The organism is Pseudomonas sp. R4-84 (genome assembly GCF_054130985.1).
Genome location: NZ_CP096390.1, coordinates 2,097,502 through 2,122,373 on the forward strand (window position 1 = coordinate 2,097,502; position 24,872 = coordinate 2,122,373).

23 protein-coding genes are annotated in these 24,872 nt (G+C 61.4%); 16 read left to right on the forward strand and 7 right to left on the reverse strand.

Annotation, left to right across the window (positions count from 1 at the left end; genetic code table 11):
• Positions 1–35: 35 nt before the first annotated feature.
• Together treS and glgB are read left to right on the forward strand one after the other, a co-directional pair.
• Positions 36–3,380: a maltose alpha-D-glucosyltransferase gene (treS, locus tag M1D68_RS09765; protein WP_434563454.1), complete on the forward strand. Its 3,345-nt coding sequence runs from the start codon at positions 36–38 to the stop codon at positions 3,378–3,380.
• Positions 3,381–3,391: 11 nt separating this feature from the next.
• On the forward strand, positions 3,392–5,626 hold the full coding sequence (glgB, locus tag M1D68_RS09770; RefSeq protein ID WP_434563456.1) for a 1,4-alpha-glucan branching protein GlgB: 2,235 nt from the start codon (positions 3,392–3,394) through the stop codon (positions 5,624–5,626).
• A gap of 78 nt (positions 5,627–5,704) precedes the next feature.
• Here glgB and gudD read toward each other — a convergent pair whose 3' ends face one another.
• Together gudD and M1D68_RS09780 are read right to left on the reverse strand one after the other, a co-directional pair.
• Positions 5,705–7,048, reverse strand: coding sequence for a glucarate dehydratase (gene gudD / locus M1D68_RS09775; RefSeq protein ID WP_420764542.1), 1,344 nt, complete (start codon positions 7,046–7,048; stop codon positions 5,705–5,707).
• Positions 7,049–7,078: 30 nt separating this feature from the next.
• Positions 7,079–8,425: an MFS transporter gene (locus M1D68_RS09780; RefSeq protein WP_434563460.1), complete on the reverse strand. Its 1,347-nt coding sequence runs from the start codon at positions 8,423–8,425 to the stop codon at positions 7,079–7,081.
• Between the two features lie 338 nt (positions 8,426–8,763).
• Between M1D68_RS09780 and M1D68_RS09785 the strand changes: the two genes are divergently transcribed.
• On the forward strand, positions 8,764–9,477 hold the full coding sequence (locus tag M1D68_RS09785) for a FadR/GntR family transcriptional regulator (protein WP_420764540.1): 714 nt from the start codon (positions 8,764–8,766) through the stop codon (positions 9,475–9,477).
• A gap of 249 nt (positions 9,478–9,726) precedes the next feature.
• Here the strand turns inward: M1D68_RS09785 and M1D68_RS09790 are convergent, their stop codons facing one another.
• The 3 genes from M1D68_RS09790 to M1D68_RS09800 are packed head-to-tail and all read right to left on the reverse strand — an operon-like array spanning position 9,727 to position 12,319.
• The gene (locus M1D68_RS09790) at positions 9,727–10,908 is read right to left on the reverse strand and encodes an acetyl-CoA C-acetyltransferase (RefSeq protein ID WP_457970165.1); all 1,182 of its coding nucleotides are present in this window, start codon (positions 10,906–10,908) and stop codon (positions 9,727–9,729) included.
• Between the two features lie 11 nt (positions 10,909–10,919).
• Entirely contained in the window at positions 10,920–11,585 is a 666-nt protein-coding gene (locus M1D68_RS09795) for a CoA transferase subunit B (protein WP_042731047.1), read from the reverse strand.
• A 35-nt stretch (positions 11,586–11,620) separates the two neighbouring features.
• The gene (locus M1D68_RS09800; RefSeq protein WP_420764538.1) at positions 11,621–12,319 is read right to left on the reverse strand and encodes a CoA transferase subunit A; all 699 of its coding nucleotides are present in this window, start codon (positions 12,317–12,319) and stop codon (positions 11,621–11,623) included.
• Between the two features lie 168 nt (positions 12,320–12,487).
• Here M1D68_RS09800 and M1D68_RS09805 point away from each other — a divergent pair, with 168 nt between their 5' ends.
• Positions 12,488–13,399, forward strand: coding sequence for a LysR family transcriptional regulator (locus M1D68_RS09805; protein ID WP_420764537.1), 912 nt, complete (start codon positions 12,488–12,490; stop codon positions 13,397–13,399).
• Here M1D68_RS09805 and M1D68_RS09810 read toward each other — a convergent pair.
• Positions 13,379–14,206, reverse strand: a complete 828-nt coding sequence (locus tag M1D68_RS09810) for an NAD-dependent protein deacetylase (RefSeq protein ID WP_420764536.1) — start codon at positions 14,204–14,206, stop codon at positions 13,379–13,381. The genes M1D68_RS09805 and M1D68_RS09810 overlap by 21 nt on opposite strands.
• A 178-nt stretch (positions 14,207–14,384) precedes the next feature.
• On the opposite strand from M1D68_RS09810, the gene M1D68_RS09815 reads away from it, so the two are divergent.
• From M1D68_RS09815 to M1D68_RS09865, 11 genes are all read left to right on the forward strand, one after another.
• A complete protein-coding gene (locus M1D68_RS09815) occupies positions 14,385–14,894 on the forward strand; it encodes a ferritin-like domain-containing protein (RefSeq protein WP_434563466.1) in 510 nt (169 codons plus the stop codon).
• 78 nt (positions 14,895–14,972) lie between these two features.
• The gene (locus tag M1D68_RS09820) at positions 14,973–15,242 is read left to right on the forward strand and encodes a hypothetical protein (protein ID WP_420764534.1); all 270 of its coding nucleotides are present in this window, start codon (positions 14,973–14,975) and stop codon (positions 15,240–15,242) included.
• Between the two features lie 24 nt (positions 15,243–15,266).
• Entirely contained in the window at positions 15,267–15,515 is a 249-nt protein-coding gene (locus M1D68_RS09825) for a metallothionein (protein ID WP_420764533.1), read from the forward strand.
• 510 nt (positions 15,516–16,025) lie between these two features.
• A complete protein-coding gene (locus tag M1D68_RS09830; RefSeq protein ID WP_434564093.1) occupies positions 16,026–16,403 on the forward strand; it encodes a con-10 family general stress protein in 378 nt (125 codons plus the stop codon).
• Between the two features lie 266 nt (positions 16,404–16,669).
• Positions 16,670–17,551, forward strand: coding sequence for a manganese catalase family protein (locus tag M1D68_RS09835; protein ID WP_420764532.1), 882 nt, complete (start codon positions 16,670–16,672; stop codon positions 17,549–17,551).
• A gap of 107 nt (positions 17,552–17,658) precedes the next feature.
• Positions 17,659–18,588: a ZIP family metal transporter gene (locus M1D68_RS09840; RefSeq protein ID WP_420764531.1), complete on the forward strand. Its 930-nt coding sequence runs from the start codon at positions 17,659–17,661 to the stop codon at positions 18,586–18,588.
• Between the two features lie 247 nt (positions 18,589–18,835).
• Entirely contained in the window at positions 18,836–19,489 is a 654-nt protein-coding gene (locus M1D68_RS09845) for a hypothetical protein (RefSeq protein ID WP_420764530.1), read from the forward strand.
• Positions 19,489–19,920: a phage holin family protein gene (locus M1D68_RS09850; protein ID WP_420764529.1), complete on the forward strand. Its 432-nt coding sequence runs from the start codon at positions 19,489–19,491 to the stop codon at positions 19,918–19,920. The genes M1D68_RS09845 and M1D68_RS09850 overlap by 1 nt, the downstream gene beginning before the upstream one ends.
• Positions 19,917–20,726, forward strand: a complete 810-nt coding sequence (locus M1D68_RS09855; RefSeq protein ID WP_420764528.1) for a DUF3618 domain-containing protein — start codon at positions 19,917–19,919, stop codon at positions 20,724–20,726. The genes M1D68_RS09850 and M1D68_RS09855 overlap by 4 nt, the downstream gene beginning before the upstream one ends.
• A 115-nt stretch (positions 20,727–20,841) precedes the next feature.
• Positions 20,842–22,248 (forward strand): saccharopine dehydrogenase C-terminal domain-containing protein, encoded by a 1,407-nt coding sequence (locus M1D68_RS09860; RefSeq protein WP_434563472.1) that lies wholly within the window; start codon positions 20,842–20,844, stop codon positions 22,246–22,248.
• Between the two features lie 87 nt (positions 22,249–22,335).
• Entirely contained in the window at positions 22,336–23,355 is a 1,020-nt protein-coding gene (locus M1D68_RS09865) for a hypothetical protein (protein ID WP_457970697.1), read from the forward strand.
• A gap of 14 nt (positions 23,356–23,369) precedes the next feature.
• On the opposite strand, the gene M1D68_RS09870 is transcribed toward M1D68_RS09865, so the two are convergent.
• Complete coding sequence (locus M1D68_RS09870) at positions 23,370–23,564, reverse strand: hypothetical protein (RefSeq protein ID WP_420764526.1); 195 nt, start codon at positions 23,562–23,564, stop codon at positions 23,370–23,372.
• 321 nt (positions 23,565–23,885) lie between these two features.
• Between M1D68_RS09870 and glsB the strand changes: the two genes are divergently transcribed.
• Positions 23,886–24,794, forward strand: a complete 909-nt coding sequence (glsB, locus tag M1D68_RS09875; RefSeq protein ID WP_420764525.1) for a glutaminase B — start codon at positions 23,886–23,888, stop codon at positions 24,792–24,794.
• Positions 24,795–24,872 lie beyond the last annotated feature (78 nt).

The window sequence follows — 24,872 nt, forward strand, 5'->3', positions numbered from 1 at the left end:
GCTCAACGGCTTTATAGAATCAGCAGGAGTTGCAAATGGCCAAGAAACCCCGGTCTGCCACCTTCATCAACGACCCGCTCTGGTACAAGGACGCGGTCATTTATCAGGTTCACGTCAAATCCTATTTCGACTCCAACAATGACGGAATCGGTGATTTTCCCGGTCTGATCGAGAAGCTCGATTACATCGCCGACCTGGGCGTCAACACCATCTGGCTGCTGCCGTTCTATCCTTCGCCCCGGCGCGACGACGGCTACGACATCGCCGAGTACCGGGGGGTCAGCCCCGACTATGGCACCATGGCCGACGCGCGGCGCTTCATTGCCGAAGCCCACAAGCGCAACTTGCGGGTGATCACCGAGCTGGTCATCAACCACACCTCCGATCAGCACCCCTGGTTCCAGCGCGCACGCAAGGCCAAGAAAGGCTCCAAGGCGCGGGATTTCTACGTCTGGTCCGATGACGATCACAAATATGACGGCACCCGGATCATCTTTCTCGACACCGAGAAGTCCAACTGGACCTGGGACCCGGTCGCCGGCCAGTACTTCTGGCACCGTTTCTACTCGCACCAGCCGGACCTCAACTTCGACAACCCGCAAGTCATCAAGGCCGTGCTCTCGGTGATGCGCTACTGGCTCGACATGGGCATCGATGGCCTGCGTCTGGACGCGATCCCCTACCTGATCGAGCGCGACGGCACCAACAACGAGAACCTGCCCGAGACCCACGACGTCCTCAAGCTGATTCGTGCCGAGATCGACGCCAATTACCCCGACCGCATGTTGCTCGCCGAGGCCAACCAATGGCCGGAAGACACCCAGCTCTATTTTGGCGACGTCGATGCCCAAGGCCTCAATGGCGACGAGTGCCACATGGCGTTCCACTTCCCTTTGATGCCGCGCATGTACATGGCGTTGGCCCAGGAAGATCGCTTTCCCATCACCGACATCCTGCGCCAGACGCCGGAGATTCCGGCCAACTGCCAGTGGGCGATTTTCCTGCGCAACCATGATGAGCTGACCCTGGAGATGGTCACCGACAAGGAGCGCGACTACCTATGGAATTACTACGCCGCCGACCGTCGCGCGCGGATCAACCTCGGCATTCGTCGACGTCTGGCTCCCCTGATGGAGCGCGACCGCCGCCGCGTGGAGTTGCTCAACAGCCTGTTGCTGTCGATGCCTGGCACGCCGACCTTGTATTACGGCGATGAGATCGGCATGGGCGACAACATCTACCTGGGCGACCGCGATGGCGTGCGCACGCCGATGCAGTGGTCCATCGACCGCAATGGCGGCTTCTCCCGCGCCGACCCGGCGAGCCTGGTGTTGCCGCCGATCATGGACCCGCAATACGGCTATCTGTCGGTGAACGTCGAGACCCAGTCTGGCGACCCTCATTCGCTGCTCAACTGGACCCGTCGCATGCTCGCGGTGCGCAAGCAGTCCAAGGCCTTTGGCCGGGGCACGTTGAAAATGCTGTCGCCGAGCAATCGGCGGATCCTGGCGTATACCCGTGAGTACACCGGCCCGGACGGCAAGCACGAAATCATCCTTTGCGTGGCCAACGTATCGCGCAGTGCCCAGGCTGCCGAGCTGGATCTGTCGGCCTATGCGGGCATGGTCCCGGTGGAAATGCTTGGTGGCAACGCATTCCCGCCCATTGGCCAGTTGAATTTCCTGCTGACCTTGGCGCCGTACGGTTTCTATTGGTTCGCCCTGGCGGCGGAAAACCAGATGCCGAGCTGGCATGTGGAGCCGGTCCAGAGCCTGCCGGATTTCACCACGCTGGTGCTGAAAAAACGCCTGGAAGAGTTGCTCGAGGCGCCATCGCGCGCCACGTTGGAGCAGAGCATCCTGCCAAGCTGGCTGCAAAAGCGCCGCTGGTTCGCCGGCAAGGACAGCGCCATCGAGAACGTCGACATCGTTTATGGCGTGCGCTTCGGCGATCCGCAACACCCTGTGCTGTTGAGCGAAATCGACGTCACCAGCGCCGGCCAGACCTTGCGTTATCAACTTCCATTTGGCCTGCTCGCCGAAGAGCACGTCGGCCCGGCGCTGCCCCAGCAACTGGCCTTGTCGCGGGTTCGTCGGGGTCGCCAGGTCGGCTTGATCACCGATGCGTTCACCCTGGAAAACTTCATTCGCGCGGTGCTCCAGGGCATTCAGGCCGGTTCGGTGCTGCCGTGCGCTGACGGTGAATTGCGCTTCGAACCCACCGAAGGTCTGGCGGCGCTGAACCTGGGCGCCGAGCCGGAGGTGCGCTACCTGTCCGCCGAGCAGTCCAACAGTTCAGTGGTGGTGGGTGGCAGCCTGGTGCTCAAGCTGATCCGCAAAGTCGCGTCCGGCGTTCACCCGGAACTGGAGATGAGCGCTTACCTGACCGCGGCAGGTTTCAGCAACATCTCGCCGCTGCTGGGTTCGGTGATTCGCCGCGATGCCCAGGGTGAAGATGCCTTGCTGATGATCGCCCAGGGTTACCTGAGCAACCAGGGCGATGCATGGGAATGGACCCAGAACAATCTCGAACGCGCGTTGCGCGACGAATTGGCCGACGCCGTGTCGGAGCAGGAACAGCATTACAACGCCTTGGGCGAACTGAAGGATTTCGCCGGCATGCTCGGCCAGCGCCTCGGGGAGATGCACCAGGTGCTCGCCCAGCCCACCGACAATCCGGACTTCGCGCCCCAGCCTACCAGCGCCAAGGAGGCCCAGGCCATCGGCAAGGACGTGGCCGCTCAGGTGGAAAATGCCTTGCGTCTGCTCAAACAGAACCAGGACCAATTGAACCCAGCGGACCAGGCGATGGTCGCACGCTTGCTGGAACACAGGAAAACCGTGCTGGCCCACGTCCAGGAGCTGGCCGGCAAGGCCGCTGGCGGCTTGCGCATCCGCGTGCATGGCGACCTGCACTTGGGGCAGGTGCTGGTGATCAAGGGCGATGCCTACCTGATCGACTTCGAAGGGGAGCCGGCGCGGCCGTTGCATGAACGACGTGGCAAGCACAGCCCGTACAAGGACGTCAGCGGTGTGTTGCGCTCGTTCGATTACGCGGCGGCGATGGCGGTCCAGTTGCACACCGTCGACAGCACGGCCGATGCCGATGCGGCGCGCAAGCGAGTCGCCGACCGTTATCTTACCGAGGCTCGCCAGGCATTTGTCCAGGCATATCGGCTGGCGGCAGCTAGTCTTGCCCATGAGTGGAAGGATGCTGAAGGCGAGGACGCCGCATTGGCGTTGTTCGGCCTGGAGAAGGCGGCCTATGAAGTGGCTTATGAAGCCGAGAATCGCCCTGCCTGGCTGCCCGTGCCGCTGCACGGCCTGTACGGGTTATTGAGTGGGCTTGAACCCTTTTCCGATTTAGCCGGACCGATTTAGTGGAGAGAATCATGAGCGTCTCGAACAAGGAATCACAGGGGCAGGCCAAAGAGTCTTTGCTGCCGGCCCCCCACGACATCGACGCGCTGGTGCGCGCCGAACACCACGACCCGTTTTCGATCCTGGGCCCTCATGGCGATGGCGCCGGAGGGCAATTCATCCGGGCCTATCTGCCCGGCGCGTTGAGTGTGCATGTGCTCGCCCGTGACGGCGGCGAAGAGCTGGGCGAGTTGCAGATCACCGAAACCCCGGGCCTGTTCGTCGGCCATTTCGACCGCGCCCAACCGTACCTGCTGCGCACCCGTTGGGCCGGTGGAGAGCAGGTTGCCGAGGACCCGTACAGCTTCGGACCGCTGCTGGGGGAAATGGATCTCTACCTGTTTGCCGAGGGCAATCACCGCGACCTCAGTGCCTGCCTCGGTGCTCAACTGAAAACGGTGGATGGCGTCGATGGCGTGCGCTTCGCCGTCTGGGCGCCGAATGCGCGCCGGGTCTCGGTGGTGGGGGATTTCAACGTCTGGGACGGGCGCCGGCACCCGATGCGCATTCGTTACCCGTCTGGCGTGTGGGAAATCTTCATCCCGAGGCTGGGTCCCGGCGAAGGCTACAAATATGAAATCCTCGGTGCCCACGGCATCCTGCCGCTCAAGGCCGACCCGGTGGCCCTGGCCACGCAGATGCCGCCTGATACGGCGTCCAAGGTCGCCCCGCCCCTGAAGATCGAATGGCACGACGACGAGTGGATGCAGAGCCGTCGTGAACGCCAACTACCGGGGGCGCCGCTTTCGATCTATGAGTTGCACGCCGGTTCCTGGCAGTGCGAGATCGACGAGGCGGGGGAGGTGTCCCGGCAGTACAACTGGCATGAGCTGGCTGAGCGGTTGATCCCTTACGTCAAGGACCTGGGCTTCACCCATATCGAGCTGATGCCCATCATGGAGCACCCGTTCGGTGGTTCGTGGGGCTATCAACCCCTTTCGCAGTTTGCCCCCACGGCGCGTTTTGGTTCGCCCGATGATTTCGCCGCGTTCGTCAACGCCTGCCACAAGGCTGACATTGGCGTAATCCTGGACTGGGTCCCGGCGCACTTTCCCACCGATACCCATGGCCTGGCCCAGTTCGACGGCACGGCGCTGTACGAGTACGGCAACCCGCTGGAAGGCTTCCATCAGGATTGGGACACGCTCATCTACAACCTGGGCCGCACCGAAGTCCACGGCTTCATGCTGGCGTCGGCGTTGCATTGGCTCAAGCATTTCCACGTCGACGGCCTGCGGGTGGACGCCGTGGCCTCGATGTTGTATCGCGACTATTCGCGCAAGGCCGGCGAATGGGTGCCTAACCGCCATGGCGGACGGGAGAACCTGGAAGCCATCGATTTTTTGCGGCATCTCAACGACGTGATCGCCCTGGAAACGCCTGGTGCGCTGGTCATCGCCGAAGAGTCCACCGCCTGGCCTGGCGTCAGCCAGAGCACGCAGCAGGGCGGTTTGGGTTTCGCCTACAAGTGGAACATGGGTTGGATGCACGATTCGCTGCATTACATCCAGCAGGATCCGGTGTACCGCGCCCATCATCACAACGAGTTGAGTTTTGGCCTGGTGTACGCCTGGTCCGAGCGTTTCGTTCTGCCGATTTCCCACGACGAAGTGGTCCATGGCAAGCGTTCGCTGATCGACAAGATGCCCGGTGACCGCTGGCAGAAATTCGCCAACCTGCGGGCTTATCTGAGTTTCATGTGGGGCCATCCCGGCAAGAAGCTGCTATTCATGGGTTGCGAGTTCGGCCAATGGCGCGAATGGAATCATGACCAGCAACTGGATTGGTACCTGTTGCAGTACCCGGAGCACCGCGGCGTGCAAAGGCTGGTCAGCGATCTGAATCGACTCTATCGCGAAGAGCCGGCGCTGCACGATCAGGACGACGCACCCCAGGGCTTCCAGTGGCTGATCGGCGACGATGCGCTCAACAGCGTCTATGCGTGGTTGCGCTGGAGCAAGGACGGTCGGCCGGTGCTGGTGGTCGCCAACTTCACACCGGTGCCGCGCGAGGCGTATCGGGTGGGCGTGCCGTTTGGTGGTCGTTGGGTGGAGTTGCTCAATAGCGATGCCGACACCTACGCCGGTTCCAACTATGGCAACGGCGGCGGTGCCTCGACCGAGGCAATCCCCAGCCATGGCCAGGCGCTTTCGCTGGAACTGAACCTGCCGCCGCTGGCGGTGCTGATCCTGCGGCCGGAGGGTTAGCCCCCGGATTCAGATCCAATGTGGGAGCGAGCAAGCTCGCTCCCACATTACGGTGCCGAGCTAAAAGTTCTTAGCGTCTCAGCGAACCAGGCACGGCTGCTTGTTGTTGAACGTCCAGCCCGGGATCAGGTACTGCATCGCCACCGAATCGTCCCGCGCCCCAAGCCCCATGCCTTTGTACAGCTCGTGAGCCTTGGCCAGCTGGTCCATGTCCAGTTCGATCCCCAGCCCAGGTTTTTTCGGCACCTGCACGCAACCCCCCTTGATCTGCAAAGGCGCCTTGGTCAGGCGTTGGCCGTCCTGCCAGATCCAGTGGGTGTCGATGGCAGTGATGTCGCCCGGTGCGGCGGCTGCCACGTGGGTGAACATTGCCAGGGAAATATCGAAGTGGTTATTGGAATGGGAGCCCCAGGTCAGGCCCCACTCATTGCACATCTGCGCGACCCGTACGGAACCCTGCATGGTCCAGAAGTGCGGGTCAGCGAGGGGGATGTCCACCGATTGCAAGGTAATGGCGTGGCCCATCTCGCGCCAGTCGGTGGCAATCATGTTGGTGGCGGTCTTGAGACCGGTGGCCCGACGGAACTCGGCCATCACCTCGCGGCCCGAATAGCCATTCTCCGCTCCGCAAGGGTCCTCGGCGTACGCCAGCACCTTGTGCTGATCACGGCACAAGCGGATCGCTTCCTTGAGTGACCAGGCGCCGTTCGGGTCCAAGGTGATGCGCGCCTGGGGAAAACGCTCGGCCAATGCGGTCACGGCTTCGATTTCCTCGTCGCCCTTGAGCACGCCGCCCTTGAGTTTGAAGTCCTGGAAACCATAGTGCGCATGGGCCGCTTCGGCCAGGCGCACCACCGCTTCGGCATCGAGGGCTTTCTCGTGACGCACGCGGAACCAGTCGTTATCGGCGTCTGGTTCGCTGCGGTAGGGCAGGTCGGTCTGTTGCCGATCACCGACATAGAACAGATAGCCAAGCATCTTCACTTCGTCGCGCTGCTGGCCTTCGCCGAGCAGGGCCGCGACCGGGACATCCAAGTGCTGGCCGAGCAGGTCCAGCAATGCGGCTTCCAGGCCAGTGACGGCGTGGATGGTGATGCGCAAGTCGAACGTTTGCAGGCCACGGCCACCGGCGTCGCGGTCGGCAAAGGCCTGGCGCACGCTGTTGAGGATTTTCTGGTAGGTGCCGATGGGGCTGCCGACTACCAGCGAGCGCGCATCTTCCAACGTCTGGCGAATGCGTTCGCCACCGGGCACCTCGCCCACGCCGGTGTGCCCGGCATTGTCCTTGAGGATGACGATGTTGCGGGTGAAGAACGGGCCATGGGCGCCGCTGAGGTTCAGCAGCATGCCGTCGTGGCCGGCCACGGGCACGACCTGCATGCTGGTGATGATCGGGGCTTTGCTGGTGTCTGGCGTAGTCATCGTGTACGTATCCTTGAATTATTGTTGTGGTCAGGCGTGGCTGGTAACCGGGTCGGTGGAGGTCGTGGCGGATTTCTGCTTGGGTGTGTTGCGTGCGGCGAATACGATGATCGCGGCAATGATCGAGGTGGCGGCGAGGCCATACAGACCGCCCTGGATCGAGCCGGTGTGCTGTTCCAGCAGGCCGAAGGTGGTCGGCGCGACGAAGCCGCCGAGGTTGCCCACCGAATTGATCAACGCGATCACGCCGGCGGCAATGCGTGCGTCCAGGTAGGCCTGGGGAATCGGCCAGAACAGCGAAGACGCCGATTTGAAACCCAGGGCCGCGAAGCAGATCGCGACGAAGGCGAAGATGGGCCCGCCGGTGGTGGACATGAACATCCCCGCCGCGGCGATCAGCAGGGCCGCAGCGACCCAGGCCTGTTGGAACTTCCATTTGGCCGACAGCGAGGCGAAGGCGTACATGCCGACAATCGACAGCAACCAGGGAATCGAATTGAACAGCCCGACCTGAACGTCGCTGAGCTCGCCCATCTTCTTGATGATGCTCGGCAGCCAGAAGGTGGCGGCATAGATCGTCAATTGAATGAAGAAATAAATCACGCAGAACAGAATGATCTGGCGATCCTTGAGCAGTTGCCCGATGGACAGCTTGATCGGCGTCGCGGCTTCACGGGCTGCCTGTTCATCATCGATGGCCTTGACCAGCGCGTCCTGTTCAGCACGGTCCAGCCACTTGGCGTCGTGGGGCTTGGAGTCGAGCCAGAACCAGACGAAGAAGCACAGGCCGACGGAAAACATCCCTTCGATAAAGTACATCCACTGCCAACCGTGCATGCCCAGGCCGTTGATCTGCAGGAGCAATCCTGACAATGGGCCGGAAATCAGCGAAGCGATCGCCGAGCCGCTGAGGAAGATGGCGATGGCTTTGCCGCGTTCGACCCCGGGCAACCAACGGGTGAAGTAATAAATCACGCCAGGGAAGAAGCCAGCCTCGGCCACGCCCAGCAGGAAACGAAGGATGTAGAAGTGGGTTTCGTTCTGAATGAAGGCCATGCCTGCCGCCACCAGGCCCCAGGTAAGCATGATGCGCGTCAGCCAGATTCGGGCGCCGATGCGTTGCAACAAGATGTTGGAAGGGACTTCGAACAGCGCGTAGCCGATGAAAAACAGGCCGGCGCCAAAACCGTAGGCGGCTGCACCGATGCCCAGGTCGTGCTCCATATGGGAGCGGACGAAGCCGATGTTCACCCGGTCGATGTAGTTGACGATGAACATGATGACGAACAGCGGCAAGATGTGGCGCTTGACCTTGGATATAGCCGATTGCAGCACCGGATCCGCGCCGGCATTCGCCCTGAGGCTGGAGGTATTCACTGATTTTTCTCCCACTCTTTATTTTTATGCGGGGCATCGTGCGGGTGCCGATGTTGATAGACATCATACAACTGGGTTTTTTTGTCTGACAAGCAGTTTTTGAGCACGATTGGATTGGGTGGGAAGGGTTTTTATGCCGTATTTGTGGGGTTGTAAGCCACTAAAGGCGCTTCTACCCTATCTGAACGGTTTTGAAACGGATGTCGAATACATCCCCCTTTATGCGGTTTTAAAGGGCTATCCTGCCTGTTGTCATACAAGTAGAAGCCTCGCCGATGCACAAATCCAACCCTGCCAGTGATAGGATCGACACGCCTGTCTTCAAGGAACCCTGGCACATGCAGCAAGACATTGAAGCGCCCCTGCGCAAGCGCGCCCACAACCTGGCCCATGACTTGGTGGCGAAGTTGAGCCAGAGCATTTTGCTTGGGCAGTTGAAGCCGGGGCAGAAGTTGCCGTCCGAGGGCGCCATCGTGCAAGAGCATGGCGTCAGCCGCACGGTGGTGCGCGAGGCGATTTCCAAGTTGCAGGCCTCGGGGCTGGTGGAGACACGCCACGGCATAGGCACTTTCGTGCTGGAACAAACGGGAGAGCAAGGGCTGAGGCTCAACGTCGATACCGCGGCGGGCGTTCGGGGAATCCTGGAATTGCGCTTGGGGCTTGAGACCCAGGCCGCGGCTTTGGCTGCCCAGCGTCGCAGCGAACGGCAATTGCAGCAGATGCGCGAGGCCTTGGATGACTATCAGCGATTGCTCAGCAGCAATGACAGCTGCGTCGAGGCTGACCGGCGTTTCCACCTGTTGATCGCCGAAGCCACGGACAACACCTGTTTTGTCGAAATCATGCAGCACTTGGGCAGTGCGATGATTCCCCGTACGCGGGTGAACATGGCCGAACGTGGTCAGGCGGACCTGGGCAGGCTTGCGCAATTTGCCAACCTGGAGCACGAAGCGATTTACAACGCCATCAAGCGCCAGGACCCCGACGCCGCCCGCGCGGCCATGTGGCTGCACCTGACCAACAGCCGTGACCGGTTGGGTGCGGGGGGCTGACGGATCATCGTCACCTGACCCACCGCCATCGCGAGCAAGCTCGCTCCCACAGGGGATTTGGGGTGAACAGTGCGTCTGCGGATACCAAAGCACCCTTGTGGGAACGAGCTTGCTCGCGATGGGGCCAGATTGGACAACCCAAACTCAAGGCATAAAAAAAACCGGCGCAACGAAGGTCGCGCCGGTGGTGGTGCCGGTGACTGCGCGAATGTCGTGGGTCCGCGCGGCCACCGTTGTGCCTGTTGTCGGTTACGCCCGTTCCAGCGCGAGGGCAACGCCTTGGCCGCCGCCGATGCAGAGTGTCGCGAGGCCTTTCTTGGCGTCGCGCTTGATCATTTCATGCAGCAGCGTCACCAGCACTCGGCAGCCCGAAGCCCCGATTGGATGGCCCAATGCGATGGCGCCGCCGTTGACGTTGACCTTGTCCATGTCCCATTCCAGCTCCTTTGCGACGGCCAAGGACTGGGCGGCGAAGGCTTCGTTGGCCTCGATCAGGTCCAGTTGGTCAAGCGACCAGCCGGCCTTGTCCAGGCAACGGCGAGTGGCCGAGACCGGGCCGATGCCCATGATCGCCGGGTCGACGCCGGCGTTGGCGTAGGCACTGATCTTTGCCAGCACCGGCAAACCCAGCGCCTTGGCTTTTTCTGCGCTCATCAGGATCACGGCGGCGGCGCCATCGTTCAGCGAGGACGCATTGCCCGCCGTGACGCTGCCGTCTTTCTTGAACGCCGGCTTGAGCTTGCCCAGGGATTCGGCGGTGGTGCCGGCGCGCGGTTGTTCGTCGACGGCAAAGGCCACCGGATCGCCCTTGCGCTGGGGAATCAGAATCGGCGTGATCTCATCGGCGAAGCGGCCGCCTTCGATGGCGGCGACGGCTTTCCGCTGGGACGCGGCGGCGAACGCATCTTGCGCCTCGCGGCTGATGCTGTACTTGTCCACCAGGTTCTCGGCGGTGATGCCCATGTGGTAATCGTTGAACGCGTCCCACAAACCGTCGGTGATCATGCTGTCGATCATTTTCGCGTGGCCCATGCGCAAGCCGGTGCGGGCGGCTGGCAACACATAGGGGGCCAGGCTCATGTTTTCCATCCCGCCGGCGATGATGACGTCGGCATCGCCACAGCGAATCGCCTGGGCGCCCAGGTGCAGCGCTTTGAGGCCTGAGCCGCAAACCTTGTTCAAGGTCAGCGCCGGCACGGCGTGGGGCAGGCCGGCGAGGATCGACGCCTGGCGCGCCGGGTTCTGCCCGGAGCCTGCGGTCAGCACTTGGCCGAGGATCACTTCATCGACCTGTTCGCCAGCCAGACCGGTCTGTTCCAGCAGCCGACGAATCACTGCGGCACCGAGTTCCGGCGCGGGAATGGACGCGAGCGAACCCTGGAAACTGCCGATGGCGGTACGGGTTGCGGCGACAATCACGACTTCTTGCATCGAATCTCTCCTCACTGGGCAGCGAACTGCATTTCAGGGACGTGGTCCGGCACGATCAGTTTGCCGGCGGTCTTGGTGACGATTTCCTCGACGCTGACGCCCGGGGCGCGTTCCTTGAGAATAAAGGCGCCGTCCTGGATTTCCAGGTAGGCCAGGTCGGTGAGCACGCGCTTGATGCAACCGGCGCCGGTCAGCGGCAGGCTGCAGCGAGGCAGCAATTTCGACTCACCGTCCTTGGACGCGTGGGTCATGGTGACGATGATGTTCTCGGCGCCGGCCACCAGGTCCATTGCGCCGCCCATGCCCTTGACCAGCTTGCCGGGGATCATCCATGAGGCGATATTGCCTTCGACGTCCACCTCGAACGCGCCGAGCACGGTCAGGTCGATGTGGCCGCCGCGAATCATCGCGAACGATTCGGCGGACGAAAAGATCGACGCGCCGATGCGCGCGGTGACGGTTTGTTTGCCGGCGTTGATCATGTCAGCGTCGACTTCTGCTTCGGTGGGAAACGCGCCCATGCCGAGCAGGCCATTTTCCGATTGCAACATGACTTCCATGCCTTCGGGGATGTAGTTGGCGACCAGGGTCGGGATGCCGATACCGAGGTTTACGTAATAGCCGTCTTGCATTTCGCGGGCGACGCGCTGAGCCATTTGTTCGCGGGAAAGTGCCATGGTGTCATTCCTTCATTCGGGCCGGGGGCAGGGGATCACTTACGCACGGTGCGCTGTTCGATGCGCTTTTCAAACGTGCCGCAGATGACCCGGTCGACGTAGATGCCGGGGGTATGGATCTGTGCCGGGTCCAGCTCGCCGGGCTCAACGATTTCTTCGACTTCCACCACGGTGATCTTGCCCGCCGTGGCGGCCAGGGGATTGAAGTTCTGAGCGGTGTGGCGATAGATCACATTGCCGAAATGGTCGGCTTTCCAACCTTTGACGATGGCGAAGTCGCCGGTGATGGATTCTTCCATCAGGTACTGGCGACCGTGGAACTCGCGTACTTCCTTACCTTCGGCCACGGGGGTGCCGACGCCGGTAGCGGTGAAGAACGCCGGGATGCCTGCGCCGCCCGCGCGCATTTTTTCGGCGAGGGTGCCTTGGGGGGTGAGCACGACTTCGATTTCGCCGCTCAGCAATTGCTGTTCGAACAGGGCGTTTTCGCCCACGTAGGAAGCCACCACCTTGCGAATCTGCCGGTCCACCAGCAGGACGCCGAGGCCGAAACCGTCAACGCCGCAGTTGTTGGAAACCACGGTAAGGTCGCGGGTGCCCTTGCGCTTGATCTCGGCGATCAGGTTCTCTGGAATGCCGCATAGACCGAAGCCGCCGGCGATGACGGTCATGCCGTCCTTCAAGCCGTCCAGCGCCTCTTCGTAAGAGCTCACGCGTTTGTCGAAACCTGCCATAGACACCTCTTTTATTCTTGAATGGGGTCGCAATGGAATGCAGTGTTGCGCCAAGTCATATATTTGTTAAGTTGATTTTTACGTTGCATTGATTGATAAAACTCAATAATAGCTGGCATAAGCTTGCAGCTCGAAACTGACCACTCGCCGCTGGGAGCGTTAGCGACTATGACCCTCAAGCAAATCCGCGCTTTCCTTGCCGTCGCCCAAAGCCTGAGCTTCGCCGTGGCTTGCGAGCGGTTGCACCTCTCTCAATCGGCCCTGAGCCTGACGATCAAGGCGCTGGAAGAGGGCCTCGGTGGCCGTCTGTTCAGTCGCAATACGCGTAACGTCGCGTTGACCCCCGAAGGCGAATCACTGCTGCCACTGGCCCGCCGGCTGGTGGCCGATTGGGATAACGCCGAAGACGAAATGCGCCAGCGTTTCACCTTGCAGCGTGGCCGTGTGACCTTGGCCGCGATGCCATCCTTCGCCGGCAACCTGCTGCCGCCGATCCTCAAGACCTTCCGCGCGCGGTTCCCAAATGTCAACGTCACGGTCAACGACGTGATCAATGAACAGGTGCTGGAAATGGTCCGCGATCGCCACGTGGAGCTGGGGGTGGCGTTCGAGCCGATGCAGGGTTCGTCGCTGGTGTTCACGCCGTTGTACCTGGACCGTTTCGTCGCGGTGGTGCCGCTGGATTCGCCATTGGCCCAGCGCGACGAACTCCAGTGGGAGACTTTATTGGAACAGCCGTTCATCACCTTGCAACGGCCCTCTACCGTGCGGGTGATGCTGGAGGAGCATCTGCAATCCCGAGGCATGAAACTGCCCGTGGAATTCGAGAGCCACCAACTGGCGACGGTCGGGCGGATGGTTGCCAGCGGCCTGGGCGTGAGCGCCGTGCCGGCCCTGTGCGTCGGCCAGATGCACGAGCTGGGCGCCCGCTGCATCACCCTTGGCGAGCCGGTCATAGAACGAGCCATCGGCGTCCTGACCAAGCCGGGCTACGAGCTGTCGGCGGCGGCCCAGGCATTGTTCGATACGTTCAAGGATCAGGACCTGTGGGAGCGAGCTTCAGGTCAGCAGCGGCAATAGCTGCTCACACGGCATTTCAACCTTCAAATCCAGCAACTCATCGGCCCGGGTCTTGCCCCGGTTGATCGCCAGCAGCGGCTTGCCCTGGTCCTTGATTGCCCGGCACAGGCGAAACGCCGAATAGGCCATCAATGACGACCCCACCACCAACAATCCATCCGCTTGTTCAACGGCTTCCATGGCGCGAGCGGCGGTGGGCGCGGCGACGTTTTCACCGAAAAAAACCACATCCGGTTTCAGGCGTTCACCCGCGCAATGGGGGCAACGCGGAACCTGGAAGCGTGCCTCGAACGCCGGGTCCAGCAGCGTGTCGCCATCGGGCGCCTGCACTGCGTCGACACCGGTCAGGTAGGGGTTCTCGGTTTCCATCAAAGCCTGGATGTGCTGCCGCTCGCTGCGCTGGCCGCAATCGAGGCACAGCACTCGATGCAAGCTGCCGTGCAGCTCGATGACCTGGCGGCTTCCGGCTCGGTCGTGCAGGGCGTCGACATTCTGTGTGATCAGCGCGCTGATGCGCTCCGCCGCCTGCAACGCTGCAAGGGCCTCGTGGGCCAGGTTCGGGCGCGCTTGGCGCAGGCGTGGCCAGCCCAGCATGGCCCGCGCCCAGTAGCGTCTTCGCGCCTCGGGTTTGGCGAGAAACTCCTGGTACATCATCGGTTGCCGGCCCCGACGAACGCCGTCGCTGTCACGGTAGTCGGGGATGCCGGAAGGGGTGCTGATTCCCGCGCCCGTCAGCACCAGGAAACGGCGCCCGGACAGGTATTCCTGCAGTTGTTCGATGGGTTCACGGTGAAGATCGTCGGGCATTGCTGTGCTCCGCTGGCCTTGAATCGTAGAGGTTAGCATCGGGTCCGCGGTACGCCTTTCGTCGCCCTCCGATGCTGTTTCTTCAAACTTTCCCGGCGCGGCGGACATCCACCCTATGTGCGGTATTTCAGAGCTTTCGCACTGCAGTGCGCCAATGACACTGAATAAGGAGAACGCAATGGCAACCCCTAAAGAGAACCTGCTGGATTGGCTCAACGATGCTCACGCCATGGAACAGCAAGCGGAGAAAATGCTCAAGGCCCAGGCCGAGCGCCTGGAACATTATCCGGTGCTCAAGGCCCGAATCGAACAGCACATCGAAGAGACGCTCGGGCAGCAGAAGTTGGTCGAAGGGTGCATCCAGCGCCTGGGCGGCAGCCCCTCGATGCTCAAGGACATGGCCGGCAAGCTGATGGCGTTCGGTCAGGCCATGGGCGGCATGGCGATGAGTGATGAAGTGGTCAAGGGTGCCATGAGTGGCTACGTTTTCGAAAACCTCGAGATTGCTTCCTACACGGTGCTGATCGAAGCGGCGAAAGTGGCCGGCGACGTGGAAACCCAAAGGGCTTGCGAGCAGATCCTGCCCCAGGAAATCGCGATGGCCGATTGGCTGCGCGACCATTTGCCGGAAATCACCCAGGCATTCCTGGAGCGTTCGGCCAACCCGCATACCGAAGCCAAGCGCTGAGGTTGGAGCTTGCATGAAAGGCGCGGCCGGTTGCTCCGGCCACGTCACAACCTGCCGTCAAAACGATAGAGGACAGGTATGAAGCAGACCACCGGAGAGGTAAGGGCCATCAATCGACAAAGCGCCAGGGTCGGCGTCTACGTGGCGCAAGAGGATGGCCACACGGTGCTCGAACTGGGCCCCGCCAACGACGTTGACATCGGCGACATCATTGAATGGGACAGCGGCACGGCCGTGGGCACCCAGACTTATCGCAACCTGACCAAAGGTTGGGTTGATGAAGTGTATGTCGCCAAGCATGGCGTTGCGGCAGCGAACCTTGAGGTGCAGTTGCTGGTGGGATCCTGATAGCGCGAATGCAGGAGGAGGAGCATGAGTGAATTGAAATGTGGCTGCCCCGGCTGTCACTGCGACGTCGATCCCGAGCGGGTGTTCAATCACGACGGCGAGGCTTATTGCAGCCAGGCCTGCGCGGAACAACACCCCAACGGCGAGCCGTGCCCGGCGCAGGATTGCCATTGCGAACGCAGTGGCAAAGTTGGCGAACGGGACATTACCAACGATCAACTGGATGAAGCGCTGGAAGAGACGTTCCCGGCCAGCGACCCGATCTCGCCCTGAATAACGCTTTATCCGGGTATCGGCGACAGGGTACCCGGACACCGCAAGCCGGTCAGTGCGGTGGTGCAAGACAACACCGGCAGCCCGCGAGTTTTGGCTTCCTGGAACGGCGCGAGGCCAGGGTGACGAGACCGGTGCAATGGGGTGCCGGCGCCACTCGGCCCTTGGCGGACAGCGTGGAAAGACACGCACTGTATTGAGATGTTCAGAGTAAAGCCATTGTGAGAGCGAACCTGTTCGCGAAGCAGTTCAAAGTTCGATATTCCTATCGACTGAGACATCGCATTTGCGAGCAGGTGGCTCCCATAAAGTTGAGCATCTTGATGGCGTTAATTGATAGCCGCTTGGGTGATAGCGAATATCAATTCATTCCAAGCGCAGCGGTTATAAATTAAGCATTGACCGTTCGTCGCCGTTTGAAGCACTTTCTTCAAACCTTGGATGCGGCATGTTTTCCGAATAAGTACGAGCCAACGGGGTTCGCAAATAGCAACTAACGAGGTGAATGAAATGGCAAATACAGGTAATAACAACCCTGGCAATTTCGCTAACGATCGTGAAAAGGCATCGGAAGCCGGCAAGAAAGGCGGCCAAGCATCGGGTGGCAACTTCGCCAACGATCCGGAACGCGCAGCCGAGGCCGGTCGTAAGGGTGGCCACATGTCGGGTGGCAATTTTGCCAACGATCCGGAACGTGCCGCAGAGGCGGGCCGCAAAGGTGGACAAGCCTCGGGTGGCAATTTTGCCAATGACCCTGAACGGGCATCGGAAGCCGGCAAGAAAGGTGGCCAGGCGTCTGGTGGCAACTTTGCAAATGATCGGGAAAAAGCCTCCGAAGCTGGCAAGAAAGGCGGTGAAAACAGCCACGGTGGCGGTCGTAAATCGTAATGCCCCGTGGTCTACGGGCCTCATGTCGCTGGCATGAGGCCTGTACCAGCCGCTTATTAAAGTGTGTTTACAGTCGGGCATGTCATGCCCGGCTTCGCTTAATTATTCATTATTCAAGGCGGGTTGGTTTTTGTATAACCACAGTGACCGTTCGTCTTATGTCGTGAATAAAAAATAAATTTTATCTGTTTAACTTCTTCTGACTTTCATGGGCCTGTCGTCGGCAGGGTTTCCCATGAACTGTGTCCTGACCGAGGAGTTCAATCATGTTCATTCATAACAAACGATTGCAATATACCGTGCGCGTCGCCGAGCCCAATCCAGGACTCGCTAACCTGTTGCTCGAACAGTTTGGTGGCGCCCAAGGCGAACTGGCCGCAGCGTCCCGTTATTTCACCCAGGCCCTGTCCGAAGATGATCCTGGCCGCAAGGACCTGCTGATGGACATCGCCACCGAGGAGCTCAGCCACCTGGAGGTGATCGGCTCGATCATCGTGATGTTGAACAAGGGCGCCAAGGGCAAGATGGCCGAAGGTGTCGAACAAGAGGGCCAGCTGTATCGCGAGATCAACGGCGCCGGCAACGATTCCCACATCACCAGCGTGCTGTATGGCGCAGGCTCGCCGCTGACCAACTCGGCCGGTGTGCCTTGGACCGCGGCCTACATCGACACCATCGGTGAGCCCACGGCGGACATGCGTTCGAACATCGCCGCCGAAGCCCGGGCGAAAATCGTTTACGAGCGGCTGATGAATGTCACTGATGACCCGGGTGTAAAAGAAGCCCTGGGCTTCCTGATGACCCGTGAAATCGCCCACCAGCTGTCCTTCGAAAAAGCCCTCCATTCTATCCAGCCCAACTTCCCACAAGGGAAATTGCCTGGCATGCCGGAGTTCACCAATGTGTACTTCAATATGTCCCAGGGCGAACCCTCGGTGCGCGGTCCTTGGAATCAGGGCGACGATTGGGAATTCGTCGAGAACCCAACGCCAGCGGTCGATGGCGGAGATGGCATGGCCACTGTGCAGTTGAGTGAGAAAGACGAAGCGCTGCTGATGGACATGAAGGCGCGGACGATGTCCAACCCTGAAAGCGATCCTACGACAGGCGCCGACTTGGGTTCGGGGATGCAAGGTGACAAACTGTAATAAACCGGCGAGGGGGCTTGGGCCCTCTCGCCTGAACATATCGCCCGCCCGTCCCGCCATCAGGGGGGACGGGCGGGCTTCGCGCGGCTAATCGACAAGGACATTAGATGGACCAGCCCACCTCCCGGATCCGATCGCCCTGGCGTACCTGGCTTGATCCTGTGCAAAACAATCTGCTGCTGGGGGTGACCTTCTGGCTTGGATTGGCGCTGGTCGCGGTGCTGTTGCTGTATAGCGGCTATAACGCGCTGGTGGGGGCCGACCGCCAGAACCTGGGCTATGCAGCGCTGGGCGGAACCTCCGGCTTCGCCGCCACCGCCCTGGGGGCGCTGATGGCGGTGGTGCTGCGCGATATTTCATCGCGCACCCAGGACATCATGTTGGGTTTCGCGGCCGGCATGATGCTCGCGGCGAGCTCCTTTTCGTTGATCCTGCCCGGCATTGAAGCGGCGCAAATCATATGTGGCAACCAATTGCTTGCCGCCCTTGTGGTCGTGATCGGCCTTGGGCTGGGGGTTTTGCTGATGGTCGGCCTTGACCGTTTCGTCCCCCATGAGCATGAATTGAGTGGCCGGCGTGGCCCCGAGGCCAAGCGCATCAACCGGGTCTGGTTGTTTGTCCTGGCGATCACCTTGCACAACTTGCCTGAGGGCATGGCCATAGGCGTGAGCTTCGCCAACGGCGACCTCAAGGTCGGCTTGCCCTTGACCACCGCCATTGCGATCCAGGACATTCCCGAAGGCCTCGCCATCGCCATGGCGCTGCGGGTGACCGGGATCAGCACGTTGCGCGCCGCACTGATTGCGGTCGGCTCAGGGTTGATGGAGCCGCTGGGCGCGGTGATCGGCCTGGGCATGTCTTCTGGCGTGGCCGTGGCGTACCCCATAAGCCTGGGGCTGGCGGCGGGTGCGATGATCTTTGTGGTGTCCCATGAAGTGATTCCCGAAACCCACCGCAACGGCCACGAAACGCCAGCGACCCTCGGGCTGATGATGGGGTTCGCGGTCATGATGTTTCTGGATACCGCGCTGGGTTGAGGCTGGATAGGAGCGTCGGTTGGTCTGTTGGACCAGGGTTGGATCGGGCATTGGTGTACGCACCAATGCCCTTTTTTTTAACGAAACCCAACCCAACGGCGTCGGCGACCACACGGCGTGCAACCCTCAAACTCGTTGGAACTCGGCTCCCATGCGCCCCGTCACTTGTTCTGAGAGGCACTGATCCAGGCATCTGCCCAGGCAGTGCCTGATGTTGAGTTTTTCATCACGGAGGCGATGGACAGACATGACTATCCCGGACAACAACCCCGAGCGACAAAGCGGCACCGCAAGCCAGGGGCGAGCTGAAGAGCCCCTGAACCACATCAAGGATGACGTGAACGAAGCCATCGGCAGCGCCCGAGAGCAGGCCGATGCGCATTTTGGCCAGTACCGCGATACCGCGGCGGACCAGATCGATGCATTGGCGCGTAGCGCCAAGTCGGCCATGTCGGAACTCGAAGCCAACGACACGCTGGGCTTGTCGCATTACCTGGCGGACATGGCCGATAACATGAGCGGCCTGGCCAGCAAACTGCGCAACAAGAGCGCCGAGCAGCTGCTGCACGATGGCTCGCGGCTGGCGCGAGAGAACCCCGGCCTGTTCCTCGCCGGCAGTATTGCCGTGGGTTTCGGACTGTCGCGGTTCCTCAAGGCCGGCACCTCGCCGGTCGCCACCGAAGTCGACAACCCTGCCGCCGAACAGACGGAGCCATCGACCGAAGGGTCCGGCACTCAGCCTTTCGACCCGATACCTGATCCTATCGGTCCGGGTGCCGCGACAAGCAGCAGCGGCCTTGCCACCGGCGTTACCCCGACTTCACCCAGCGTGCAGGACCATCCCAGTGATTCAGCCACCGGCTCGCTGCCGGGCTCGGCCAATACCAGAGGAGAATTGTGATGAATCGACCAGACCCGGATATCCAGCGTCCCGCAGGGGCCCCGGCGCCCGAAAGCGATGCCTCGGTCATGGGCCTGCTCCGGCAGTTGACCCACGAGGTGCCCTCACTGTTCACCAAGGAACTGGCCCTGGCCAAGGCGGAATTCCAGGCCAGTCTCAACACCTTGAAAGCCGGTATCGCCGGTGTGGCGGGCGGCGCAATGGTGCTGATGGCCGGCTTCATCATCTTGCTGATGGCCGTGGTGTATGGCCTGAGCACGATGATGGCGCCCTGGTTGGCCGCGCTGATCGTTGGCGTCGTGGTGATGATCATCGGTTTCGTCATGGTGCAGTCCGGCAAGAAGCAATTCGAACCGTCCCATTTCAAGCCTGACCGAACGCTCGACGCCTTGAACAAAGACCAGGAAGCCCTGCGGAGGAAAGCCTCATGAAGGATGAATTCAAAACAGAATCGGAAAAGAGCCCGGAGGCCATCGAGCGCGAGATCGACGAGCAGCGTGCCCATATCAGCCATATCGTCGATGCCCTGGGCAGCAAATTCACCCCGGGCCAGATGCTCGACCAAGCCTTGGGCCTGGTGAAGGGCAACGGCGCGGAGTTCTTCGGCAACCTGGGCACCACAGTACGCAACAACCCCGTGCCGACGGTACTGACCACGGTCGGATTGTGCTGGCTGATGCTCGGCCAGAACCACCCGCCTCGGGTTGGCTATCGCGTCGGACCCGACCAGGACACCGGCGGCTGGACCGAGGGGCTCGCCAGTGGCGTGGGCAGTGCCCGGAACCATCTGCACGACACCACCGACTCCTTGCGTGAGGGTTTCCACCATCTCAAGGACAAGGCCTCGCATCTGGCCGAAGGTTTGGGCTCCGGTGCCCGTCAAGCCCGGCGCAGCGCCCATGAAACGGGTGAGCGCATGACCCAGGGCTCCCACGACCTGGGCGATCAGTTCAGCCGCTTGCTCAAGGAGCAGCCGTTGATGATGGCGGCGGCGGGTATAGCCTTGGGCGCGATGTTGGGAGCGGCCTTGCCCAGTACCACCACCGAGCAGCGAGTGATGGGCAAGACCAGTGCCGACCTGGCCGACAAAGCCAAGCAAAAGGCGCGCGAGGGGTATGAAACGGTGCGTGACACGGTAAGCAAGACCACCGAGCATCGTGATGAACCCGGCGTCGAGCCGGCCAACGGACGTGTGCATTCAGGCGCGGACCTGTCCGGTGGACTGGGGACTTCATAGGCGAACACAGGGCGCGGCGCGGGTTGAGCCGCGCCGCACCTGTCAACATTGACAGTAGCTTCGGTCGTCGTTCGGTTATTTCATGGGAAATACACCGTCTTCAAGGAAGCAGCACATGAAACATCAGGTCCCGTTCACCGGCCATCTGGTCTTCATCGGCTTCGGCTCCATCGCCCGGGCCACCTTGCCCTTGCTGCTGGGGCAGGAGCACATCGAGGTCCGGCAGATCACTGTTATCGCACCGGTCATCGAGCAGAACATCTGGTTCAAGGAGCGGGGCATCCATTTCGTCCGCGAAGCACTGACCGAGCCGGATTTCGCGCAAATCCTGGATCGCTTCGTCGAGCCGGGTGACTTCATCGTCAACCTGTCGGTGGAAGTCAGCTCCCTGGCAGTCATTGCGTATGCCTTCGACAAAGGCGCTTTTTACCTGGACACCTGCGTCGAGCCATGGGCGGGGGGCTACACCGATCCGCAGTTGGACCACGCGTTGCGCACCAATTACGCGTTGCGCTATCAAGCCCTGAACTTGCGCAAAAAACTGGGCAGGGGCCCGACGGCGATCATTGCCCACGGGGCCAACCCAGGCTTGATTACCCACCTGCTCAAGGCCGGCCTGATGGAACTGGCCATGCAGCTGAACCATCCGCTGCCCGAGGATCGCCAGGGCGTCGACTGGGCCCGGTTATGCATGGAAATGGGCATCAAGGTCATTCATTTCGCCGAACGCGATACGCAACGGTCCCAGCGTCTCAAGGAAGACGATGAGTTCGTCAACACCTGGTCGGTCCACGGCTTTATCAGTGAGGGCACCCAGCCAGCGGAGCTGGGTTGGGGCAGCCATGAGCGTGTCTGGCCGCCATCCGCGCGGCGGCACCGTTTCGGCAGTCGGAACGCGATCTATCTGGAGCGACCGAGCGCCAGCGTGCTGGTAAAGACCTGGACGCCCCTGGGCGGCCCATGCCTGGGGATGCTGATCACCCACCATGAGACCGCTTCGACAGCCGACCTGCTGACCTTGAAGGATCAGCGCAAGTTGCTTTATCGACCCACCCTTCATTACGCCTACCATCCCTGCAACGATGCCTTGCTGTCGGTCCACGAACTGATCGGCCGAGGCTGGCAGGCACAAACCCGGCAGCGCATCCTCAACGGTGAAATCGACAGCGGCGGCATAGACGCCTTGGGCGTTTTGTTCATGGGACATGAGCTTAACGCCTACTGGTTCGGCTCGCTGTTGAGTATCGACGAAGCCCGCGCGCTGGTGCCGTTCAACAACGCCACCAGCCTGCAAGTAGCGGCGGGTGTGCTGTCGGGGGTTGTCTGGGCGGTCGAGCATCCGGACCGAGGCATCGTCGAGCCCGAACAGATGGATCACGAGCGCGTGCTGGAAATCGCCAGGCCTTACCTAGGCACACTGGCCGGGCAGCGCACTGACTGGACACCGAGTGGCGCCAGCCCCAATCCATCAACGGACGACCCAGCGCAGGACTGGCAGTTCGCGCATTTCACTCGGTTCTAACTGCTGCGACCCTCTCCACGGAAACCGACCCGATTCCAACGCCTATACTCAAATCCCTGGAACCCTTGGTGCCCGGGTGGCGCAATGGTGCTGCGTTCGCTGATGCTGGTCGTGATGCTCGTTCTGGCGGGGTGCGCCACGTCTCAGCGCGGCCAGCCGGTGGCCACGGTCGCGATTGCCCAGGACACGTGGCGACAGGTTGACCGACAAATCATCGTCGCGTCGAAAAGTGCCCTTGAACAGGCTCAGCTGTATGCGCGTGGCTCAATGGAGCATTGGCGGGTGCTGGTCTACGAGCGCACGGAGGCCGAGTTCATCCCCTGGTTCAGCAGTTACTGGACCCAGGAATGGCTGGCCCTGAAAGTCAGCTGGTATTCGGCCAGCGCCGAGGGCGAGGCGGATTCGGCGGCCAAGCGGCTGTCGGTGTACTTGCAGGAACAATATCGCGAGCAGGTGTTGGAACCCGTGGCGGTGGAAATCGATCCCGAGGCAATCAGGGCCAACGCGACGGGTTATTACTTGCGCCTGCTCAATCAGCAGATCCAGGTGATCGCCCAGCGACATCGCATCCCACCCGAAGTGATGAACCGGCGTCTGCACAGCATCACGGCCATCAACCTGGGCCCGCCAGCGGCACGCAATGCGTCGTTGTACGAAATGGTCCACACCGAACCGCTCAATACACTGCCGGCCTACGCGGCGTTGATCGATCATGTCGACAAGGCGGCAGACACCGGTTCAGGTCCGTCGGACGCGGTGATCGCCACGGTGGCGCAACGCACCAGCGAAAAGATCGAGGCCCAATTCGCCACCCGAGGGGCGGCCGGTGCGGCGGCGGCCGTGGCCGGAAAGGCGGCCGGGGCGCTGATTTCAGTGGGCGTGGCGGGCATCCGAGCGATGATCCACGAGGGCGAACGGGAAGAAATGGAAGGGCAAATCCGCAAGAATCTGAGCGCCGCGTTCGACGAAGCCTGGTTCAAATCTCTCAAGCATCCCCTCAGCGGGGTGATGGCTGCGGTGTATTACCTGGCCGGGGAAATCGATGGCAACCTGGTGGAAGCGGACCTTGCCGATCGGCCGGTGGAACTGCGCGCCATTGCTCCATGACCGGTGTCTGTTCCCTAGTCAGAACCCAGAGTGACGCGACAGCCCTTGCGATGGCGGATCTGTTCGTCCGTGGGACGCTCCTTGATAAATTCGAAGCGCGGCTCGCCTTCGCTGTAGATCACCAGCCAGCCCCATTCCAGTTCGTTTTCATCCTGCCCAGGCTGGGGCGGCGCGGCCCACCAGGGTTCTTTTTGCATGATCTGGCGCATCGTTTACCTCCTGCCGGTTGATCCTTGACTATAGACCGTTGGATCTTGCGACTAGCGCCCCCGCAACTTTTAGAAAGTCATGGCCGGACGCTGTTTTTGTGGCGAGGAAGCTTGCCCCCGCTGGGCCGCGCAGCGGCCCCTCATTCCATCGCTCGGTCTGTCCGGTTGCGGCGACCAGCAATGGGGCTGTAGCACAGACCAGCGGGAGTAAGCTCCCTCGCCACGTTTTTTGGACCGAGCCAGTGTGCTCTGAACCTCCCCGTCGGCGTCTAGCGTCTGTATCCCCGCACTCGAATGGGGAATGATCGGACCCCTGCGCACATGCAAGCACTGTTGAACGAGATCCTCGATACGGTTCGTCCCCTGATCGGCCAGGGCAAGGTGGCCGACTACATCCCCGCCCTCGGCACCGTGGCGGCCAATCAGTTGGGCATTGCCGTGTACAGCAATGATGGCGAGATATATTGCGCGGGCGACGCCGAGACAGCGTTCTCGGTGCAGAGTATCTCCAAGGTATTCAGCCTGGTTCAGGCCATCGAGCATTCCGGGGAGGCCATCTGGGAACGCTTGGGCCATGAGCCCTCCGGCCAGCCCTTCAACTCCTTGGTGCAACTGGAGTTCGAACGCGGCCGTCCGCGCAACCCGTTCATCAACGCCGGCGCGTTGGTAATCTGTGACATCAACCAGTCACGCTTCGCCGCTCCGGCGCTGTCGATGCGTGATTTTGTACGGCGGCTGTCGGGTAACCCCCAGATACTGGTCGACGGCAAGGTCGCCGAGTCGGAGTACCAGCACCGTGCCCGCAACGCGGCGATGGCCTACCTGATGCAATCGTTCGGCAACTTCCATAACGACGTGGAAGCGGTGCTGCGCAGTTATTTCAGCCACTGCGCGCTGCGAATGAACTGCATCGACCTGGCCCGGGCGTTCTGCTTCCTGGCCAACGACGGTTTCTGCAAGCACAGCGGCGAGCAGATTCTCAGCGCTCGCCAGACCCAGCAAGTCAATTCCATCATGGCCACCAGCGGCCTGTACGACGAGGCGGGCAATTTCGCCTACCGTGTCGGCCTGCCGGGCAAGAGCGGCGTTGGCGGCGGGATCGTCGCGGTGGTGCCAGGACAGTTCACCGTGTGCGTCTGGTCGCCGGAGCTCAACGCGGCTGGCAACTCGCTGGCCGGCATGGCGGCGCTGGAATTGCTCAGCCAAAGGATTGGCTGGTCGGTGTTCTAAGGCTCTGTACGAAATGTATCCGCACTTGAAACGGGGCTCGGAATGCTCATGTACTCCAGTACACTGCGCTTCCTCGCC

What these genes read in the sequence shown, in the direction of transcription:
- treS (WP_434563454.1), top strand. Translation starts at nt 36, where the DNA reads ATGGCCAAGAAACCCCGGTCTGCCACCTTCATCAACGACCCGCTCTGG.
- glgB (WP_434563456.1), top strand. Translation starts at nt 3,392, where the DNA reads ATGAGCGTCTCGAACAAGGAATCACAGGGGCAGGCCAAAGAGTCTTTG.
- gudD (WP_420764542.1), bottom strand. Translation starts at nt 7,048, where the DNA reads ATGACTACGCCAGACACCAGCAAAGCCCCGATCATCACCAGCATGCAG.
- M1D68_RS09785 (WP_420764540.1), top strand. Translation starts at nt 8,764, where the DNA reads ATGCAGCAAGACATTGAAGCGCCCCTGCGCAAGCGCGCCCACAACCTG.
- M1D68_RS09790 (WP_457970165.1), bottom strand. Translation starts at nt 10,908, where the DNA reads ATGCAAGAAGTCGTGATTGTCGCCGCAACCCGTACCGCCATCGGCAGT.
- M1D68_RS09795 (WP_042731047.1), bottom strand. Translation starts at nt 11,585, where the DNA reads ATGGCACTTTCCCGCGAACAAATGGCTCAGCGCGTCGCCCGCGAAATG.
- M1D68_RS09800 (WP_420764538.1), bottom strand. Translation starts at nt 12,319, where the DNA reads ATGGCAGGTTTCGACAAACGCGTGAGCTCTTACGAAGAGGCGCTGGAC.
- M1D68_RS09805 (WP_420764537.1), top strand. Translation starts at nt 12,488, where the DNA reads ATGACCCTCAAGCAAATCCGCGCTTTCCTTGCCGTCGCCCAAAGCCTG.
- M1D68_RS09810 (WP_420764536.1), bottom strand. Translation starts at nt 14,206, where the DNA reads ATGCCCGACGATCTTCACCGTGAACCCATCGAACAACTGCAGGAATAC.
- M1D68_RS09815 (WP_434563466.1), top strand. Translation starts at nt 14,385, where the DNA reads ATGGCAACCCCTAAAGAGAACCTGCTGGATTGGCTCAACGATGCTCAC.
- M1D68_RS09820 (WP_420764534.1), top strand. Translation starts at nt 14,973, where the DNA reads ATGAAGCAGACCACCGGAGAGGTAAGGGCCATCAATCGACAAAGCGCC.
- M1D68_RS09825 (WP_420764533.1), top strand. Translation starts at nt 15,267, where the DNA reads ATGAGTGAATTGAAATGTGGCTGCCCCGGCTGTCACTGCGACGTCGAT.
- M1D68_RS09830 (WP_434564093.1), top strand. Translation starts at nt 16,026, where the DNA reads ATGGCAAATACAGGTAATAACAACCCTGGCAATTTCGCTAACGATCGT.
- M1D68_RS09835 (WP_420764532.1), top strand. Translation starts at nt 16,670, where the DNA reads ATGTTCATTCATAACAAACGATTGCAATATACCGTGCGCGTCGCCGAG.
- M1D68_RS09840 (WP_420764531.1), top strand. Translation starts at nt 17,659, where the DNA reads ATGGACCAGCCCACCTCCCGGATCCGATCGCCCTGGCGTACCTGGCTT.
- M1D68_RS09845 (WP_420764530.1), top strand. Translation starts at nt 18,836, where the DNA reads ATGACTATCCCGGACAACAACCCCGAGCGACAAAGCGGCACCGCAAGC.
- M1D68_RS09850 (WP_420764529.1), top strand. Translation starts at nt 19,489, where the DNA reads ATGAATCGACCAGACCCGGATATCCAGCGTCCCGCAGGGGCCCCGGCG.
- M1D68_RS09855 (WP_420764528.1), top strand. Translation starts at nt 19,917, where the DNA reads ATGAAGGATGAATTCAAAACAGAATCGGAAAAGAGCCCGGAGGCCATC.
- M1D68_RS09860 (WP_434563472.1), top strand. Translation starts at nt 20,842, where the DNA reads ATGAAACATCAGGTCCCGTTCACCGGCCATCTGGTCTTCATCGGCTTC.
- M1D68_RS09870 (WP_420764526.1), bottom strand. Translation starts at nt 23,564, where the DNA reads ATGCGCCAGATCATGCAAAAAGAACCCTGGTGGGCCGCGCCGCCCCAG.
- glsB (WP_420764525.1), top strand. Translation starts at nt 23,886, where the DNA reads ATGCAAGCACTGTTGAACGAGATCCTCGATACGGTTCGTCCCCTGATC.